The organism is Phocaeicola sp. RTP21359st1_B8_RTP21360_211022, from assembly GCF_040911965.1.
Taxonomy (GTDB): Bacteria; Bacteroidota; Bacteroidia; order Bacteroidales; family Bacteroidaceae; genus Phocaeicola; species Phocaeicola vulgatus.
Genome location: NZ_JBDFXP010000007.1, coordinates 49571 through 68505, shown reverse-complemented (window position 1 = coordinate 68505; position 18935 = coordinate 49571). Strand labels below are relative to the sequence as shown.

The 18935-nt window shown below is 44.4% G+C and carries 17 protein-coding genes; 7 read left to right on the top strand and 10 right to left on the bottom strand.

The genetic code is table 11. The features are described from left to right. Positions 1 to 6: 6 nt before the first annotated feature. From AB5062_RS05320 to AB5062_RS05280, 9 genes are all read right to left on the bottom strand, one after another. Positions 7 to 1050: an asparaginase gene (locus tag AB5062_RS05320; protein WP_032945282.1), complete on the bottom strand. Its 1044-nt coding sequence runs from the start codon at positions 1048 to 1050 to the stop codon at positions 7 to 9. A 277-nt stretch (positions 1051 to 1327) separates the two neighbouring features. Next, entirely contained in the window at positions 1328 to 2104 is a 777-nt protein-coding gene (gene trpA, locus AB5062_RS05315; RefSeq protein WP_012056009.1) for a tryptophan synthase subunit alpha, read from the bottom strand. Then, complete coding sequence (locus tag AB5062_RS05310; RefSeq protein WP_032945284.1) at positions 2101 to 2718, bottom strand: phosphoribosylanthranilate isomerase; 618 nt, start codon at positions 2716 to 2718, stop codon at positions 2101 to 2103. Before AB5062_RS05310 ends, trpA begins: the two co-directional genes overlap by 4 nt. 12 nt (positions 2719 to 2730) lie before the next feature. Further along, a complete protein-coding gene (trpC, locus tag AB5062_RS05305; protein WP_005851346.1) occupies positions 2731 to 3519 on the bottom strand; it encodes an indole-3-glycerol phosphate synthase TrpC in 789 nt (262 codons plus the stop codon). A gap of 38 nt (positions 3520 to 3557) precedes the next feature. Beyond that, positions 3558 to 4553, bottom strand: a complete 996-nt coding sequence (gene trpD / locus AB5062_RS05300) for an anthranilate phosphoribosyltransferase (protein WP_032952361.1) — start codon at positions 4551 to 4553, stop codon at positions 3558 to 3560. 21 nt (positions 4554 to 4574) lie between these two features. Then, a complete protein-coding gene (locus AB5062_RS05295) occupies positions 4575 to 5165 on the bottom strand; it encodes an aminodeoxychorismate/anthranilate synthase component II (RefSeq protein WP_005839785.1) in 591 nt (196 codons plus the stop codon). 12 nt (positions 5166 to 5177) lie between these two features. Further along, on the bottom strand, positions 5178 to 6578 hold the full coding sequence (locus AB5062_RS05290) for an anthranilate synthase component I family protein (protein WP_032945288.1): 1401 nt from the start codon (positions 6576 to 6578) through the stop codon (positions 5178 to 5180). A 60-nt stretch (positions 6579 to 6638) separates the two neighbouring features. After that, positions 6639 to 7838, bottom strand: a complete 1200-nt coding sequence (trpB, locus tag AB5062_RS05285) for a tryptophan synthase subunit beta (RefSeq protein ID WP_032945290.1) — start codon at positions 7836 to 7838, stop codon at positions 6639 to 6641. A 250-nt stretch (positions 7839 to 8088) separates the two neighbouring features. Then, entirely contained in the window at positions 8089 to 8349 is a 261-nt protein-coding gene (locus AB5062_RS05280; RefSeq protein ID WP_005839794.1) for a YtxH domain-containing protein, read from the bottom strand. Between the two features lie 93 nt (positions 8350 to 8442). On the opposite strand from AB5062_RS05280, the gene AB5062_RS05275 reads away from it, so the two are divergent. The 4 genes from AB5062_RS05275 to AB5062_RS05260 all read left to right on the top strand — a co-directional run bounded on the left by AB5062_RS05275 (position 8443) and on the right by AB5062_RS05260 (position 12345). Beyond that, positions 8443 to 8577 (top strand): hypothetical protein, encoded by a 135-nt coding sequence (locus AB5062_RS05275; RefSeq protein ID WP_255323745.1) that lies wholly within the window; start codon positions 8443 to 8445, stop codon positions 8575 to 8577. A 253-nt stretch (positions 8578 to 8830) separates the two neighbouring features. After that, complete coding sequence (locus tag AB5062_RS05270; RefSeq protein ID WP_005839797.1) at positions 8831 to 9397, top strand: HdeD family acid-resistance protein; 567 nt, start codon at positions 8831 to 8833, stop codon at positions 9395 to 9397. Positions 9398 to 9407: 10 nt separating this feature from the next. Further along, complete coding sequence (locus AB5062_RS05265) at positions 9408 to 9806, top strand: DUF4891 domain-containing protein (RefSeq protein WP_005851356.1); 399 nt, start codon at positions 9408 to 9410, stop codon at positions 9804 to 9806. 88 nt (positions 9807 to 9894) lie between these two features. Beyond that, positions 9895 to 12345: a prolyl oligopeptidase family serine peptidase gene (locus AB5062_RS05260; RefSeq protein ID WP_032952381.1), complete on the top strand. Its 2451-nt coding sequence runs from the start codon at positions 9895 to 9897 to the stop codon at positions 12343 to 12345. Between the two features lie 133 nt (positions 12346 to 12478). Here the strand turns inward: AB5062_RS05260 and AB5062_RS05255 are convergent, their stop codons facing one another. Next, complete coding sequence (locus AB5062_RS05255; protein WP_032952362.1) at positions 12479 to 13324, bottom strand: AraC family transcriptional regulator; 846 nt, start codon at positions 13322 to 13324, stop codon at positions 12479 to 12481. A gap of 163 nt (positions 13325 to 13487) precedes the next feature. Between AB5062_RS05255 and AB5062_RS05250 the strand changes: the two genes are divergently transcribed. Genes AB5062_RS05250 through AB5062_RS05240 form a run of 3 tightly spaced genes read left to right on the top strand, consistent with a single transcriptional unit; the run spans position 13488 to position 18901 of the window. After that, on the top strand, positions 13488 to 14543 hold the full coding sequence (locus AB5062_RS05250; protein WP_005847068.1) for an efflux RND transporter periplasmic adaptor subunit: 1056 nt from the start codon (positions 13488 to 13490) through the stop codon (positions 14541 to 14543). Between the two features lie 18 nt (positions 14544 to 14561). Continuing rightward, complete coding sequence (locus tag AB5062_RS05245) at positions 14562 to 17609, top strand: efflux RND transporter permease subunit (protein ID WP_016270702.1); 3048 nt, start codon at positions 14562 to 14564, stop codon at positions 17607 to 17609. Further along, positions 17609 to 18901 carry a TolC family protein gene (locus AB5062_RS05240; protein WP_032952363.1) on the top strand — a complete coding sequence of 431 codons (1293 nt, stop codon included), beginning with the start codon at positions 17609 to 17611 and terminating at the stop codon, positions 18899 to 18901. The genes AB5062_RS05245 and AB5062_RS05240 overlap by 1 nt, the downstream gene beginning before the upstream one ends. Positions 18902 to 18935: the final 34 nt, after the last annotated feature.

Genomic DNA, 18935 nt, shown 5'->3' with positions numbered 1-18935 from the left:
AATAAATTATGATTTCGTAAACTCTCCGGCTACCGGAATACTCATTTGGTAACGTATTTCTTTTTCACTTTTTCCGTGTCCCAAAAGGAACATCAGTTTGGTTAGAACGGATTCCACCGTACTGTCATAGCCGCTGATGACCCCTGCGTCCAGCAGATGGAGTCCGGTTTCATACCTTCCCATTTCCACTGTTCCGGTAGAGCATTGGGAGATGTTGACAATGATGATTCCCCGTGAGGTGGCATCCCTTAGAAGTTCGATGAACCACGGCTTTTGCGGAGCGTTGCCCGAACCGTAGGTCTTTAATACCACTGCGCGTAATCCCGGTGTATGCAGGATATTGCTGATCATGTTTTCCTGGATGCCCGGAAAAAGGGTCAGTATAATTACATTGGTATCATAAAGATAGTGTGGTTTTAATGGCAGATTGGGATCGGCTTTGTGAATACGGTCATATTCATATTTTATGTGGATGCCTGCTGTTGCCAGCGAAGGGAAATTGTATGAACGGAACGCATTGAAATTCTCCGCATTGATTTTTGTGGTACGGTTTCCGCGCAACAGATGGTTTTCGAAGAAGATGCATACTTCGGGTACAATAGCAGTGCCGTCCGGATGTTTGGCAGCGGCTATTTCTATGGAAGTGATCAGATTTTCCTTTCCATCGGTGCGCAACATGCCGATGGGCAGCTGGCTACCCGTCAGAATAACCGGCTTGCTCAGGTTTTCCAGCATGAAGCTGAGCGCTGAAGCGGTGTATGCCATGGTGTCTGTACCGTGCAGAATGACGAACCCGTCAAAATTGTCATAATTGTATTTGATGATCTTGACTAACTTGGCCCACAAGGCAGGTTCCATATCCGAAGAGTCAATGGGGGGATTGAACTGGTAAGAGGAGATGCGATAGTTGAACCGCTTCAATTCGGGAACATTGTCTTGTAACTGGTCGAAATTGAAGGCTTCTAGTGCACCTGTCTCAGGATTTTCAATCATGCCGATCGTACCGCCTGTGTATATTAGCAAAACGGAAGGATATTCACTCTGTGTCATGCGCTTTTCTTGTTTAATTTTGGCACAAAGATAGTAATTATGTGTAACTATGACAAAAATAAGAGAGGGAAATAACAAAATGTTTTTCTTTATAGGTGATAACTGCTTCTGCCAGATGCTGTGGATGGAAGAAGTAGAAAGATCAGGTATAAGATTATAGATCTTACTGCTGCAAGATATATAATCTTATACCTGTAAGGTATTATATTTTTCACTTGTATCGCCATGATCTTTCAGGTGAATTTTTGAAGAAGAGGATGTTACGAGTTGTGAAAGGTTAGTTTTTCAAGGCTTCCAGCAGCTTGTCCGCTGCTTTTTCCGTATCTCCGTCTTCTTCATCCAGCAAGGTCACGAATTTACTGCCGATGATGGCTCCTGCGGCATGAGCGGATGCGGTTTCGAAGGTTTGCTTATTGGAAATTCCGAAACCTATCATGCGGGGATTGCGTAAATTCATGTCGGCGATGCGTTGGAAATAGGCTTGTTTCTGTGCGTTGAAATCTTTTTGAGCACCGGTGATAGCGGCGGAAGATACCATATAGATAAAACCGTCGGTGTGTTCATCAATCAGGCGGATACGTTCTTCACTGGTTTCCGGAGTGATGAGCATGATGATTCTCACATCTTGTTCCTCGGCTATGGAACGATATTCCTCCATATAATCTTTGAAAGGCAAGTCGGGGATAATCACTCCGTCGATTCCCGTCTCCCGGCAGGTGCGGCAGAAATCCTTGAATCCATATTGCATGATGGGATTGAGATATCCCATCAGCACCAGCGGAATCTGTACTTCTTTACGGATATCTTTCAGTTGGTCGAAAAGGAGCTTCAGTGTCATGCCGTTTTTCAAGGCGCGGGTGGCAGCGTGCTGGATAACGGGACCGTCAGCCATCGGGTCACTGAAAGGAATGCCGATTTCAATCATGTTAATCCCTTTTTTTTCCAGGACTTTGATGGTGCTTGCCGTACCTTCTAAGGTAGGAAAGCCTGCACAAAAATAAATAGATAGGATGTCTTTTTGCTTGGTACTGAATAACTGGTTGATTCTGTTCATTGTATTTTTTGTTTTAATTGGTTTATAAATGTGTGGACGGCGGCGGCGTCTTTCAGAGCCGGAGCGGTCTCGAATCCGCTGTTCAGGTCGATGCCTGCCCATTGTTCATGCTTGAATTGCAACAAAAGGGAAAGACTGCCGGGACGGAGACCGCCACTCAGTAGGAAAGGCGTCTTTCCCCGATAGGCTTGCAGGATATTCCAGTTGAAGGGTTTGCCGGAACCGCCATATCCGGAGCAGGCAGTATCGAAAAGAAAGTAATCGCAAACGCCCTCATAACAACCGGCGGATTGCAGGTCACTTTCCTGTGCTATGGAAAAAACTTTAATGACTCCCAGTCCGGTTGCTTTTAATTTGCGACATTGTTCCGGTGTTTCCCTGCCATGCAACTGGATATGGTGCAGACCGAATTCCTGTGCTTTCAGCAGGATGTTTTCGCTGCTTTCGTTGACGAAGACCCCGATCCGGTGGCATTGTTCCGGTAGGTATTCCGGACGATGTGATACGTAGCGGGCAGATTGGGGGAAGAAGATGAAGCCCATCCAGTCTGCTCCGGCTTGCTCTATGGCGCGTATGTTTTCGGGCTCGCGCATACCGCATACCTTGATAATCATTGTTGTTTCATCCTAACATTTCTCTAGTTGGGTTATAAATTCTTTTAAGGCTTCTCCCGGTGCGGGTGTTTTCATGAAGTTTTCCCCTATCAGGAAGCCTCGGAAGCCGGCAGCCCGGAGTTGTTTGACTGTTTCGGGGCTAGAGATGCCGCTTTCAGAGATCCGGAGCATTTCTTCGGGTAGTTTTTCCGCCAGACGGAAAGAGTTTTCCACCTCTGTGTGGAAGCTTCCCAGATTACGGTTGTTGACTCCCACCATGTCAATGTTCTCGTCTATATATTCCAGTTCTTGCTCGTTGTGGATTTCCAGTAGGACTTCCAGTTCCAGTTCATGGGCTTTGAGGGCTAGGGCTTTGCATTGCTCTTTCTTCAAAGCGGCGGCTATCAGAAGGATAGCGTCCGCTCCTACGATGCGTGCCTGATAAAGTTGGTATTCATCTATAATGAAATCTTTCCTTAGAATGGGAAGTTGCACGTGGGGGCGTGCCGAACGGATATCTTTCAGGCTGCCGCCGAAGTATTTTTCATCGGTGAGGATGGAAAGTGCGGAGGCTCCGGCCGCTTCGTAAGCGGGAGGAATGGTATCTGCCTGTGCGTCTTCTTTTATCCATCCTTTGGAGGGAGAGCGACGCTTGAACTCGGAGATGATGCCGTAAGGAGAAGAGGCAAGACTGGCACGCATACTGATACGTGGCATGGGTTCGTTACAATTGTTTATCAGCATTTCTTTGCTGATGGCAGCCTTTTGCAGTTCGATCTCGATCTGCTTGCAGGCGATGATTTCTGTTAATATATCTGTCATTGTATGAGGCGTTTGGTAGTGGAATACCGGGTGTGTAGTCAACTGTTCAGTTCCACAAATTTTTTCAATGTATTCAATGCTTTTCCGCTTTCCAATGATTCACGGGCGATGGCCACGCATTCTTCTATCGGTTTGGCCGGTTCCATGGCTTGTATGGCAAAAGAAGCGTTAATCAGTACACAGTCTGTCTGGGCTTTGGTGGCTTTGTTCTCCAGTACGTTATGGAAGATTTTCGACGCTTCTTCGGGAGTGTTCCCACCATAAAGTTCTTCTTGTCTGGCGAGAGAGAAGCCTAGTTCGGATGGCTTGTAGATGGTTTCGTAGTGATTGGTCATCACTTTGAATTCATCGGTCAGTGAGATTTCGTCGTAACCGTCCAAATTGTTTACTACGGCAAAGCCAATGCCCAGTTTTTGGAACACGTTGGTATAAAGGCGCATTTGCGGCAGATCGGCGACTCCTAGAAGTTGGTAAGCCGGAAGACATGGATTAACCAGCGGACCTAGCAGGTTGAATATGGTACGTACTTGCAGTGCTTTGCGGACAGGGCCTACACTTTTCATGGCAGGATTGAACAACTGGGCATGCATATAGACCATTCCACATTCTTCCATAGAACGGGTCAGCTTATCCGGATTGTTCGTGAATTTTACGCCGTGTTGTTCGATGACATTGCTGGCTCCGCTGACGGAAGTCGCGCCATAGTTGCCGTGTTTGGCAACGTGATATCCGGCTCCCGCTACAATGAAGCAGGCGCAAGTAGAGATGTTGAAGGTGTTTTTTCCATCACCGCCTGTACCCACAATGTCAATAGGGCTGTAAGCGGAAAAATCTATAGGTATGCGGGTGGTGAGCAATGCTTCACGGAAACCTATCAATTCTTCTACTTTGATGCCGCGCATTTGGAAAACGGTCAGCAGGGCGGCTATCTGTGCGTCGTTATACATTCCCCGGGTTATGTTGAGCAGCAAATTCTTTGCTTCTTTTCGGTTCAGTTCCTCGTGATTGAAGAGGCGGGATAATATAGCTTTCATATTTATTATGTACGGTTGGGGTTATGCGTTTAGAAAGTTGGCTATCATGGCTTTACCATCGGGGGTCAGTACGGATTCGGGATGAAACTGGATGCCGTGGATATCGTATTCTTTATGTTTCAATGCCATGACGAGACCTTCCTGGCTTACTGCGGTTATTTCAAGGCACTCAGGGAAACCGTCCGTATCTACCACCCATGAGTGATAACGTCCTACCGGCACTTCATCCGGCAGTCCGTTGAAAATGTAATCGGTTTTCTTTCCTTTGTCTTTTGATTGGTTCTTTTTAATTGAGATGGGGGTCTGTACGCCATGAAATACTTCGCTCAGATTGGTCAGTTTGCCGCCAAAAGCTTCTCCTATGGCCTGTTCTCCCAAGCATACACCCAGAATCGGTTTCTTGCCGGCATATCTTTTAATTACTTCGAGCAGCAGGCCTGCTTCTGATGGAATACCGGGACCGGGTGAAAGAATGATTTTATCGAATTTTTCCAATTCTTCCAGTTGGAAAGCATCGTTACGTAATACGGTAACTTCGGCTCCCAGTTCTTTTACCAAATGACTCAAGTTGTAGGTAAATGAGTCATAGTTGTCTATAATTACTGTTTTCATGATGATTCGTTTTTACATTTGTTCTGCCAGGATGATTGCTTTTTTAAGTGCTCCCAGTTTGTTGTTTACTTCTTGTAATTCGTACTCTTCATTGCTCTTAGCTACGATGCCGCCACCGGCTTGAAACCATAGTTCGTTGTTGCGGCTGACGAATGTACGAATGGTGATAGCTTGGTTCAATGTGCCGTTCAGCCCGATAAATCCGATACAGCCGCCATAGGCTCCACGGCTGTGAGGTTCGTATTCGCTGATCAGCTGCATGGCTTTTACTTTCGGAGCGCCACTCAGGGTTCCGGCCGGGAAAGTATCAATAAATGCTTTGATGGGATTGGCTTTGGGGTTCAGTTCGCCGCTGACCCGGCTTACCAGATGAATGACGTGGCTGTAATATTGAGCTTCTTTGTAAAATTCTACTTGTACATCGTGACAGTTGCGGCTCAAGTCATTGCGTGCCAGATCTACCAGCATTACATGTTCCGCATTTTCTTTGGGATCAGCCAATAGGTTGGCGGTGAGTTCAGCATCTATTTTCTTGTCTCCGTTGCGGCGGGTGGTTCCGGCGATAGGGTCGATGGTGGCACGCCCGTTTTCTATTTTACAATGGGTTTCGGGAGAGGAACCGAAAATACGGAAGCCTCCGAAATCGAAGTAAAATAAGTAGGGGGACGGGTTGATGCTGCGTAAAGCACGGTAAAGTTTGAAATCATCTCCTTCGTAACGTTGGATAAAACGGCGTGAAAGGACGATTTGGAAAACATCGCCGCGCATACAGTGGGCAATGCCTTTGCGGATGTTCGCCTTATGCTCTTCATCGGTCAGGGTACTGGTGGTTTCGCCTACGGCACGGAAGTCGTAAGTGGTATAGTTACGGTTGTGGATCGCTTTTTCCACATAATCCAGATGGCTGTCCTCACCGTCCTGCAACATTTCCAGTAATAACATTTCGTTGCGGAAGTCATTGAAGACAATCAGGTATTTATATAAGATATACAACATATCCGGAGCATCGTTCTTAGGATCACGGCTGTCTTTTACATTGATATGTTCGAAATAGCGTACGGCATTGAAAGTGGTATAACCATACAGTCCGCAGTAGTTGTTGTATTCTCCGCTTACCTTGAAACGATTCAGAAAATCGGAGATCGCATGGTCTGCCCGGAAATGTTCGCTGATGGGATGTTCTTCCATGCTGCCGTCAGGGTAGGTGGCAGTGGCTGTGCCATGGTTGATTCCGATGCTGGCTACAGGATTCAGTCCGATGAAAGAACGGTTGTTCTCACTTCCATGATAGTCGGAACTTTCCATCAGTGCACTCTGTGGGAAAATGTCGCGCACTTTCAGATAGGTACTGACCGGTGTATGCAGGTCACCCAGTATGGTTTTGCATCGGGTGGTATAGGTAAAAGTTTTCATTGTTTCTTTTCTGTTTATAGTTGTCCGTATAGGATTTTTGTTCTCATGGGTTTCTATGTGTTATTGCAAGGAGGCCCTTGTGCCGGATTCTTTCAAGTAGGTTTCAATATCCTTATCTCCGCGTCCTGATACGGTGAGAACCACTATATCCGTTGGCTTGAATCTCATTTTGTCCAATGCTCCCAATGCATGAGCCGATTCCAATGCAGGAATGATACCTTCCAGCCGGGTCAGTTCAAATGCGGCACGGATGGCTTCATCATCGTTTATGGCGAGTACCAAAGCGCGTTGCTGTTTGGCCAGATTGGCATGCATGGGTCCTATGCCCGGATAATCCAGACCGGCAGAGATGGAGTAAGGTTCCTCTATTTGTCCGTCCTCGTTTTGGATAACCAAGGTCTTTGCTCCGTGGATAATTCCCATTTTCCCCAGTTGGATGGTAGCGGCCGAGAAACCGGTGTCTATACCTTTGCCTCCTGCCTCGGCCAGGACAATCTGCACACGTTCATCATCTATATAGTGATAAATGGTTCCTGCCGCATTGCTTCCTCCTCCTACACAAGCCATCAAGTAATCGGGATATTCCCTTCCTTCCTGTTCTTTCAGCTGCTTTTTGATTTCTTCGCTGATAACGGATTGCAGACGTGCCACCATATCAGGGTAGGGATGAGGGCCTACGGTAGAGCCGATGACATAGTAAGTATCGGCAGGGTGGCAACACCAGTCGCGGATGGCTTCGTTTGTAGCATCTTTCAGTGTCATGTTGCCGGAAGTGACCGGGCGGACTTCGGCTCCCAGCATTTTCATTTTTTCTACATTGATATGCTGGCGTTCTACATCGGTCTTGCCCATGTAAACAATGCATTGCATGTTCATCAAAGCGCATACCGTAGCGGTGGCCACCCCATGCTGTCCAGCTCCGGTTTCTGCAATGATACGTTTTTTCCCCATACGTTTTGCCAGTAACACCTGTCCGATGGCATTATTGATTTTATGTGCTCCGGTGTGGTTTAAATCTTCACGTTTCAGGTAGATCTTACAGCCATATTTCTTGCTTAGCCGGTTTGCCAGGTAAAGAGGTGAAGGGCGTCCTACATAGTCGCGTAGTAACTGGTGGAATTCTTGTTTGAATCCTTCACTTTCCAATACTTTGGAATAGGCATTCTGCAATTCTTCCACACAGCGGTGAAGGATTTCGGGAATATACGCCCCTCCAAATTCGCCATAATAACCTTCTTTGTTTACCTGATAAGTTTTCATTGTCGTTCTATATTTTAATGTTAATTGCACTAACGAAAAAAGGCCTGTCGTAAGTACGACAGGCCTTCAGTTTGAATATCCTTTTAGAATGTCAGGTATATATACATGGTCTGGTTCCCTTACGACTTGTTTAGTTGTAAGAAACGCCACCAATATGTATTTACCATGATTCTATTCATAAAATCTGTTTTTATTTTGGGGCAAATGTAAGCGTTTTGTTTTAAACTCCAAAGAAAAACTTACTTTTTTTTTATTTATTTGCAGCTTCGTGTATTTTCCCTTTCACTTCTTCCACTTTCTCACCTACTTTTCCGGCTACTTCACTGCTTACTTCTTCTGCTTTATGTTTTGCATGATGAGCCAGGTCTTTTGCATCTTCTTGTAAGTCCTGAATGGCATCATACACGTCTCTTCTCAATTTGCGACCTCTGTTGCTGTGCGCAAAACAACTTAATGCACTGCCGACCAGCGCTCCTAGTGCCAGTCCGGCAAAGAATTTTCCATTATTCATAATCTTATTACTTTAAATTGGTTTTATAAATGAACATTTCGGGTGGCGGAATGGTTTTAATACATCAGTTAATAAATCATTAAAATGAAGTGTATGAAACGTAAACTTTGGATAAGAATAGGTGCCGTGTTGTTGGCAGGATTGCTGTTATGGTGGCTCTTTTGGGCTATTTTGATCGATGAGGACGAGAATGAACAAAGTCTGCCTGAAACAGAACAGATAGAGTGATTTGTCATAAGACAAAAGGATGATCTTCAGGCATGGGTACGAAAGAATAGATTGGAATAGTCGGTATAACATTCTGTTTGCTAAAGTCTATAGAACAATAGAATTAGTTCTAAGTTTATGGCAGGAAAATTTGTTTTGGCTTTCTTTTTTTGTTCTTTTGTTCTTCTGTCTGAAAATTAATATCCATTTTGCATCTGTCTTCTCAGAAATAATCAGTATATTCGCTTCATTAACCAATTAGACATGATTGAATATGAAAACAATGAATTATTCTATAATCAGATGTATCTGTGCATTGGTCATCGGTGTGTTGCTGGTGGCATGGCCTGAGGCTGCCATTCTTTATCTGGTTATTACAATCGGTGTGTTGTTTCTAGTACCGGGACTCTTTTCTTTATCCGGGTATTTGATTCGTGGCAAGCAGGATGGCAGTCGTTTTCCTATTGCCGGGCTTGGCAGCCTTTTGTTCGGATTATGGCTGATGATTATGCCGGCATTTTTTGTCGGTATCCTGATGTATGTGCTGGGTGCTGTTTTGGTACTGGCGGGAATCAGTCAGATTGTGAATTTATCTGCTGCGCGTAGTTGGACGGTGGTACCGGGAGGTTTCTTTGTGATACCTGTGTTGGTGCTGATTGCAGGTATTGTGGTATTATTTAATCCATTTACGGCTGCTGCTGTTCCATTCATCATTCTGGGAGTGAGCAGCATTGTATACGGACTGTCCGATTTGATAAACATCATCCGCTTCCGTCAGAAGAAAGAACCGGGGATGCCTGAAATAGAGGATATTACTCCTATAGAAGAGATAAAAGACTAATCCGATTGATATGAAAACACGAGGAAGCTATATTTTATATCTTTTGATTTTATGTGTGGTTGTAGGTTGTAAGGGAACTTCTTCACCTTCCACCGCGTCCGAAACGGATGAGTATGCCGGAACATGTGAGGGGGAAAAAGCGAAAGCTATTTTGTGGGTGGATTATAAAAGAGGACGTAAGATAACGGACGGGACTCCGATAAGAACGGTAAAGGTTTATGCGGATGTTCATGCCGATGGAAGTCTGAAAGTGCTTTCCTGGTGTAAAAAGCAGCCGATGAAGGTAGAAAATTACTTATTGAAAAGAGTGGAAGTTTACCGGATCAGGAAAGAAATATTCGAAGGGGGATATCTGAAACCGGGGGAACAGTATTTGCAGTTACGCTATCTGCCGGGAGAGGTGAAATAATATGTTGTAGGAAGCATTGAAATTCGTAGGAAAAGGTTTTTGTTTCTTTTATATTCCTTATCTTTGTGTAACACAAATTGTTAGAAATATGAAGAAACAAATCTTATTGTCTTGTGCACTTGCCTGGGCTGTGATGGCAGGTGCTGAAACGATTGACATTACTACTTTCCGTTATGCCGGACCCTACGTTGTACAGGCTCCTTTTCAGGTGGACAGCGTGGATGTGAATTCAAAGACTTTTGTATCCGGACGTCTGTTGGATACTCATCTTTCTGTGGACGTATTGCAACAGGGAACTTTATTTACAGGCGGGGTTTTGCCGGGAAGTGACTCGGGATATGCCTTGCACATGATGGGTTTTGTGTTGGAGAATACTCGTTATGCCACAGCCAAGCTGAAGATTGACGGGCTGAAAAGATACCAGCTTTATGTAGATGGAAAGAAGCAGGAAGGAACTGAACTCGCTTTGGAGCCGGCCACCCATTCTGTAGTTATTAAATATCTTTCTGAAGCAGGGAAAACAGATTCCTTGAAAGTGAGTGTGGATACGGATCAAGAGGGAAGCATTTCACTTAAGCAAGATAACAAAAAGCTATATACTTTGGCGGATGTGTTGCATGGAACTCGTTTTGCCGGAGTAGGGCTTTCCCCTGATGGCAGATATTTGATTGCCAATTATCGTACGACTTATGTAGGTGGTCGGTCGGCCGGTAGTACGCGCATTACTGAACTTGCCAGCGGTAAGGTTTTGGCGGAGCGTACTGAGAATATGCAATGGATGCCTCGTTCTAACCGCTATTATTATACCCGTACAGGGGTGGATGGCAGACAGCTGATAGTTGTGGATCCGCTTACCGGAATGGAAACTGTGTTGGTGAATAAATTACCTGACGGGTATTTCCAGTTCGCACCTATGGAAGACTACCTGCTTTTCACCATGACCCAGGAAGGTCCGAAAGAACGTAAAGAAATTTATGAGGTTCTGGAACCGGATGACCGCCAGCCGGGATGGCGTAACCGTTCTTATCTGGCTAAGTATGATTTGAAGACCGGTTTGTTGCAGCCACTGACTTTCGGTTATCACAATGTCTGGGCTGCCGATATTTCCAATGACGGCCGGTATCTTTTGATGATGACCAGTCAGAGCCGTCTGACCAAGCGTCCTACTACTTTATTCTCACTATATCGGTTGGATATGCAGACTTTACAGGCGGAACTGCTGATAGATAAAGATGGTTTTATCAGTGGAGCCCGTTTTTCACCTGACGGAACGCAGGTATTGGTATCCGGCTCGCCTGAATCGCTGGGTGGAATAGGGAAAAATGTAAAGGAGGGGCAGACTCCGAGTATGACGGACGGTCAGCTTTATTTGCTGAATATAGCTGATAAGAGAGTCACTCCGCTGACGAAAGATTTTAATCCCAGCGTACAGCGTGCCGTGTGGAATAAGGTCGACGGGCAAGTCTATTTCACGGCCGAGAACCGTGACTGTTACAGTTTGTACCGGATGAATCCCGCTGATGGGAAAATTCAGCAACTGGAGGTTTCAGAAGATTTGGTCAACTCATTCTCATTGGCGCAAAATGCTCCGGTTATGGCCTATTATGGACAGAGCGCCTCAAATTCCGACCGTTTATACACCATGAATACCAAAAAGATAAAATCATCTTTGTTGGAAGACTTAAGTAAAGACATATTGAAAGATGTGGAGCTGGGCGAATGCAAGACCTGGAGTTTTACCAATTCTCGTGGTGATACCATTTATGGTCGTTATTACCTGCCGCCTCATTTTGACGCCAACCGGAAATATCCTATGATTGTGAATTATTATGGTGGGTGCAGTCCGGTCAGCCGTAATTTCGAAAGCCGTTATCCGCATCATGCATACGCGGCATTGGGCTATGTGGTGTATGTGATAGAACCTAGCGGTGCTACCGGTTTCGGACAGGAATTTTCTGCCCGCCACGTCAATACAGCTGGGGAAGGGGTGGCACAGGATATCATAGAAGGTACAAAGCAGTTTTGTAAAGAACATGCTTTTGTCAATGACAAGAAAATAGGCTGTATAGGTGCATCCTATGGCGGCTTCATGACACAATACTTGCAAACACAGACCGATATTTTTGCAGCGGCCATCTCTCATGCCGGTATCAGTGATCATACCAGTTATTGGGGGGAAGGATATTGGGGATATTCGTACAGTGAAGTTTCCATGGCGAATAGTTATCCGTGGAGCAATCCTGATCTTTTTGTAAAACAAAGCCCGTTGTTCAATGCGGACAAGATACATACGCCTTTGCTGTTCTTGCACGGTGATGCGGATGTGAATGTACCGGTGGGAGAGAGTATTCAGATGTTTACAGCACTGAAGTTACTGGGGCGCGAAACGGCTTTTGTGGCTGTAACGGGACAAGATCATCATATTGTAGATTATGGCAAGAGGATTCAGTGGCAGAATACGATCTTTGCCTGGTTTGCCAAATGGTTGCAGGATGATGCGACTTGGTGGAACGCTATTTATAAGCCGAAAAACTTATAACTTTTATATAGGTGTAAGAGACTTTGGAATGTTAGTATTGTTAGTATGTATAAGCTTATATGTTAGTATGTGTAGGCTTATACGTACTAACGTCTGACCTTACACATACTAACGTGGGCTGAGTCTGTTTTCACTATCCGTTTTCCCTATACTGTTTCGGTGACATTCCTGTATATCTTTTAAAATATTTCCCAAAGAATGAGATGTCTGGGAAATTAAGTGAATAGGCTATTTCCTGAATGGTAAAGTCTGTGGATTTTAGTTTGGCTTCCGCATCTGTTATCACTAGTTTGGCGATGATATCTGTAACAGTTTTTCCCGTAATCTTATTGACAGTAGTGCTGAGGTGCTGAGGGGATATATGAAGCAGGTCGGCATAAAAAGCTACACTCCGTTCTTTCGTATAATGTTTGATGATATATTGGACCAGGCGTTTCACAATTTCTTCTCCACGGTTGAAAGTACGTGTGGTTACATTGGTGTTCTGATGAATGCTGCCTACACCGTGCAATATAGTGAGCAGCATGGTGCTGATTAACTCTTTATTGGGCTTGGCTCCCATACGTTTCATTTTTATCAGCAACCGGAAATAGTCTTGAAACAACTCGGTTATTTCGGGACGCAGAGGGATAATGGGTGTGTCAATCAGGGCTGAAAGATAGTTCATGGTGGAATTGAAGAGATTTATTCCGTTCAGCAACTCTTTGTTGAATCCTATCAAGTACAGACGACAGTCGGGACTTTGCCGGTGAACATGTACAAAGGTTTCTGGCAGAATAGTGACAATGTCGTTCTTTTGTATCTTGTGTTCAGACAGATGGATCGTTATGTCACATTCACCTCGCAGGCACAGAAGGAACAAGCATCCTTCCATTCGTTGCGGGTAGTGGTAAATACGGCCTAATGATCCTGTCATGTCAATTTCTGCAACGAAATCCTTATTCGATTTAAATAAGTTAATGTCATCTATATACTTCATAAAAATAAAGAAGGTTTTGATTATGCACCACAAATATAGGGCAGTTAGAGCAGATAACAAAGAAAATGCTTAAAAATAGACTAATATATCTTACTGTTAGCACTTGTACGCTTTTAATAATTATAAGAACTTTGCAGCGAAACTAATAGTGAAGATAAACAGTATGAAAGGTAAAAATTTGTCTATTATGGCAATGATTGCGGCAGTGTTCTGTTCTTGCGGACAGCAACCTGCACAAGAACGCGGTCCTCGTCCCGTGAAATTGGCGGAAGTGACCTCGTTAAGCAGGATCGAAAAATCGTATTCAGGTGTTGTGTCGCCTGATCAGTTCAGTGACTTGGCATTTAAAATGTCCGGTCCGCTGGTAGCAATGAATGTACTCGAAGGACAACGGGTGAAGAAAGGACAGGTAGTGGCCGAAATTGATCCGACAGATTACAAACTGGATTATGACGCTAAGAGGGCTTCATTCCAAAAGGCGTCATCACAGATGCAACGCGCAGAAAAGCTGTTGGCCAAGAATGCTATTTCCATGCAAGAGTTCGAAACGACCCAAGCTTCGTATACCAATGCCAAATCGGCATTTGAAAATGCGCAAAACACATTGAATGACACCAAGCTACGCGCTCCATTTGATGGCTTTATCCAAAAAAAATATGTTGAAAACTATCAGCGTGTACAGCCAGGACAAGGAGTGGTGTGTTTGATTAATCCGGCTAAATTGCAAGTGGAGTTCACTATCCCCGAAACGAATATTTCTTATGTAACTTCTCCTTCTACTATTTACGTAGAATTTGATGCCTATAAAGGAAAATTATTTCAGGCAAAAGTAAAGGAGTATGTAGAGGCTTCTCCCGATGGGGCAGGAGTTCCTGTATTCCTTTACATTGATGATCCGGAATTTGATTTGAAAAAATATAAGGTATCGGTGGGCTTTTCTTGCCGTGTTATTGTCAATATTGAGAATGATGTGGTAAAAGAAGGAATTACAGTGCCTTTGTCCGCTGTAGTGTTTGATAATAACTTGAATAGCAAGATCGTATTTATATATAATCCGTCTACACAGAAAGTAGAACTGCGTAAAGTCAGTGATGAGGGAATTATTGTAGGACGTAACGACCTGATAGTATCCGGAAATATTGAACCGGGCGAACAGGTTGTGTCTGCCGGAGCGTCTTATCTGGTAGATGGCCAGCAAGTAAAAATATTAACAGAATAAAAAAGGAGAGAGCATATCATGAATATTCCAAAATATTCTTTGGAGAACCGGAAGGTTATCTATTTCTTTTTGGCTATTTTGTTGATAGGCGGAGTAATCTCCTTCTTCAAGCTGCCTAAGAAAGAAGATGCGCCTTTTGTGATAAAGACTGCGGTATTGGTTACCCAGTATCCGGGAGCGAATCCACATGAAGTGGAGAAACTGATTACGGAACCGATTGAACGTGAAATTCAGTCCATGACAGATGTATATCAGATTAAATCGGAATCTTATTTCGGACTGTCTAAGATTTCTATTGAACTTCAGCCTACGATTGATCCGGATTATATGCCTGTAAAATGGGACGAATTACGTCGTAAAGTGGCGAATATACAACCCAAGTTGCCTAGTGGGGCGTCTACCATTACTGTAAATGATGACTTTGGTGATGTGTATGGTATTTATTATGCTTTGACAGCTGATGAGGGCTTCTCGTATACCGATTTGCGTGACTGGGCACAGCGTATCCGTACTCAGCTGACCCCGATTGAGGGAGTACAGAAAGTAATGTTATACGGAGAGCAGACCGAAGTGATCAATGTCAAGATATCTACCTCCAAACTTTCGGCATTGGGTATTGATCCCACTTCGATTATGGGCATCTTGCAGAAGCAGAATATACAGGTGAATACAGGAGATATAGCGACAGAAATTTATCAGTTGCGCTTGCGTACGGAAGGGACTTATACCAGTCTGGAAGATATAGAAAACCAGTTGATTATCAGCAAGGACGGACGGGAAGTCCGTTTGGGGGATATTGCAACAGTGGAGCGTGGATACTATGATCCGCCTTCAACCTTGATGCGGGTCAATGGTAAACGTGCTATCGGTATAGGTGTGGCCAGTGGAGCAAAGGATAATGTGGTGGCTGTGGGTAAAGCAGTGGACGAAAGGTTGGCGGAAATAGAGCAATTGTTGCCTATCGGCATTGAACTGACCTCGCTTTATCCTGAGGACAAGATTGCTGATGAGGCGAATAATGGCTTTATCCTGAATTTGATAGAATCATTGGTTATTGTTATCCTGATTATCTTTGTGGTGATGGGATCGCGTGCCGGTATGCTGATAGGTAGTTCGTTACTTTTCTCGGTAGGTGGTACTTTGCTTATTATGTTGATGTGGGGGGTAGGATTGAACCGTACTTCTTTGGCGGCATTTATTATCGCCATGGGGATGCTGGTGGATAATGCCATTGTGGTGACAGATAATGCGCAGATAGGTATCAAGCGCGGAAAATCACGTTACCTGTCATTGATAGAGGGAGCCATCAAGCCGCAATGGGCATTGCTGGGTGCTACCTTTATTGCTATCTGCTCTTTCCTGCCTTTGTATCTGGCACCGGCATCCGTGGCCGAGATTGTGAAACCGCTATTTGTTGTATTGGCTGTATCACTGGGATTGAGTTGGATTCTGGCTTTGTGTCAGACTACGACTTTTGGTAATTTTATTTTGAAAGAAGCTGTTCCCGGCGGTGCGATGAAAGACCCGTATGATACTAAACTCTATCATAGATTCGAGAAGTTTCTGACCTTGCTGATTAAACGCCGTTTTGTGACATTGACCACGGTTTTTGTAACTTTGGTGCTTTCTTTGGTTATTATGGCTGTTATGCCTCAGAGTTTTTTCCCGAAAATGAATAAGCCTTATTTCCGTGCTGATCTGGTATTCCCTGAGGGATTTAGTATTCATGCGGTAGATCAGGATGTGATGAAGGTGGAGGATTACTTGAAGAATCATGAGAAAGTTAAATCATATTCGGTGACATTGGGTGGTACTCCGTTGCGTTACTATTTGGCAAGTTCTTCTTTTGGACCGAAGTCTAACTATGCCAATGTGATGGTGGAAACTAAAGACCCCGAAGATGCAGCCGAAGTAGAACAGCAGTTTTATGAGCACATGACTCAGAACTTTCCCAATATCATTACCCGTTCGGCACTTTTTGCTTTGTCTCCGGTGCCTGAAGCTGCTATTGAGATCGGTTTTATCGGTGAAAACCCCGATACATTGACCGCATTGGTTGAAAGGGCGAAAAAAATAGCCCGCCAGTGTGATATGGTGACGGATATCCGTTCCAACTGGGGAGATAAGGTGCCCGTGTGGAAACCGATGTTCTCTCAACAGAAAGGTTTACGCTTGGGGATTACCCGTCAGCAGGTTGCCAACTCATTCCGTACGGCTACCAATGGTTTGCCTTTGGGAGAATATCGTGAGGGGGATGTTTCCTTGCCTATCCTGCTGAAAGATGAGGATGTGGAAAAAATGAACTTGAATGATGTGAAAAGTGTGCCTGTATTCAGTACGAAAGGAAATTCCGTGAAAGTGGAACAGGTAATCGATAATTTCGCTTTGGGTTATGATTATAATGTAGTCCGTCGCTTTAACCGCGAGCGTTGTATGATGATGCAATGTGAACCTAAACGTGGAGCCAATACGATGGCTGCGTTTAAACAGGTGCTTACTGCCGTACAAGAGCAGATGCAGTTGCCCGAAGGGTATAAAATGAAATATTTCGGTGAGCAGGAAACACAGGATGTAAGTAATGCTGCATTGGCGAAGAATATTCCGCTGACTTTCCTGTTGATTTATGTGGTTCTGCTGTTTCTTTTCCCCAGCAACTACCGCAAGCCGGTATTGATTATGCTTATGTTGCCGCTGGTGTTTATCGGTGTGGTATGGGGATTGCTCTTGTTTGGCAAGTCATTGGACTTCTTTGCCATCCTCGGTCTGTTGGGATTGATTGGTATGAATATCAAGAATGCCATTGTGCTGGTCGATGAAATCGGACTTCAGTTGAAGGATGGAAAGGGGGCTGTGCCTGCCGTGGTCGAGGCTACCAAGACACGTATCGTTCCGGTGACCATGGCTTCCGGAACTACTATTCTGGGTATGCTTCCATTGTTGGGCGATGCCATGTTTGCAGGTATGGCGGCTACCATTATGGGTGGTTTGTTCGTATCGACGGTACTGACCATTTTTGTTCTTCCGGTAACTTATTGTATTTTCTTTAAAATCAGAGCAGACAGATAATGAAAACTAAGATGATCTATATTATAGGTGTGGCTTGTATGACCGGTACACTTTCGGCTCAGACTGTCGTGGATTATTCTACCTTTGAACAAAAGGTACTGGATTATAGCCAAACCTTAAAACAGAGTGTGGCACAACGTACAGCTATGCAGAAAGCTATGAAAGCGGCAAAAACCGCTTTCTTCCCGGCTGTTGATGCAACGGGAAGCTATCAGTATCGTATTAACAAATACGAGATGGATCTTGGCGGAATGGCTGTTCCTATGGAGCACGATTCATACAGTGCCGAAGTAGGGGTATCACAACCTATTTATGCCGGTGGAAGCATCTATCACAATTACAAGGCTTCCCAAATACAAACCCAGATGGCGGATAAGTCGGTGGATTTGACAACGGATAATATTATCTATGCTGCTGAAGCCAGTTATTGGGGAACAGCCGCACAAAAAGAAATGTATGAAACGATGTGCCAGTATGTGCAGATTATTGAGCAGTTGACCAAAGTGCTGCAAGACAAGTACGATGATGGCTATATCAGCAAGACGGATCTCATTCAGATGCAGACCCGTTTGAAAGAGGCTGAATTGCAACGTTCCAGCAGCTACCAGTCTTATCAGGTCGCCTTGCAGAATATGAATGTGCTGATGGGATTGGAACCGCTGGCTGAAATGGATTTGACGGATTCTATTTCTACCATATTGCCTATGCCTGCCTTTATTGGAGCGGAAACAGCCTTGAATGTGCGTCCCGATTATGCTATCTCACAGTTGGATGTGGATTATCAGAAAAGACAGGTAAGTCTGGCTGCCGCCAAGTACAATCCTTCTCTTTCTATCGGTTTTAAAGAGACATGGGGAACACAGATGTTGAACATTTCGGGCGAAACTATGTTTAATAGTAATGTGTATGCCTCTATTAAATTGCCGATTTTCCATTGGGGAGCCCGCTTTAAATCGACGGCTGCACAGAAGGCTATTTTATTAAGCAAGCAGTATGCATTGCAAGATAAGCAAGACCAAATAAGCAAAGAAGTGGCGAAGGCGTGGACTAGTCTGACCGAGAATACCCGTCAGATAAGTATTGCCGAGGAGAACTGCAAACTGGCAGAAGAGAATTTGGATTTGAACACTTTTAGTTATACTGAAGGTAAGTTGACTATTTTGGATGTGCTTTCTGCACAGCTGACATGGATACAGGCATATACAAACCTTATCCAATCTTATTATGAGCAGAAGATTGCGTTGGCTGATTACAGAAAAGCAACCGGTATAAGGTATTTAGGACAGAAATAGGTAAATTCAGACCAGATTCTTATTATATAAAAAA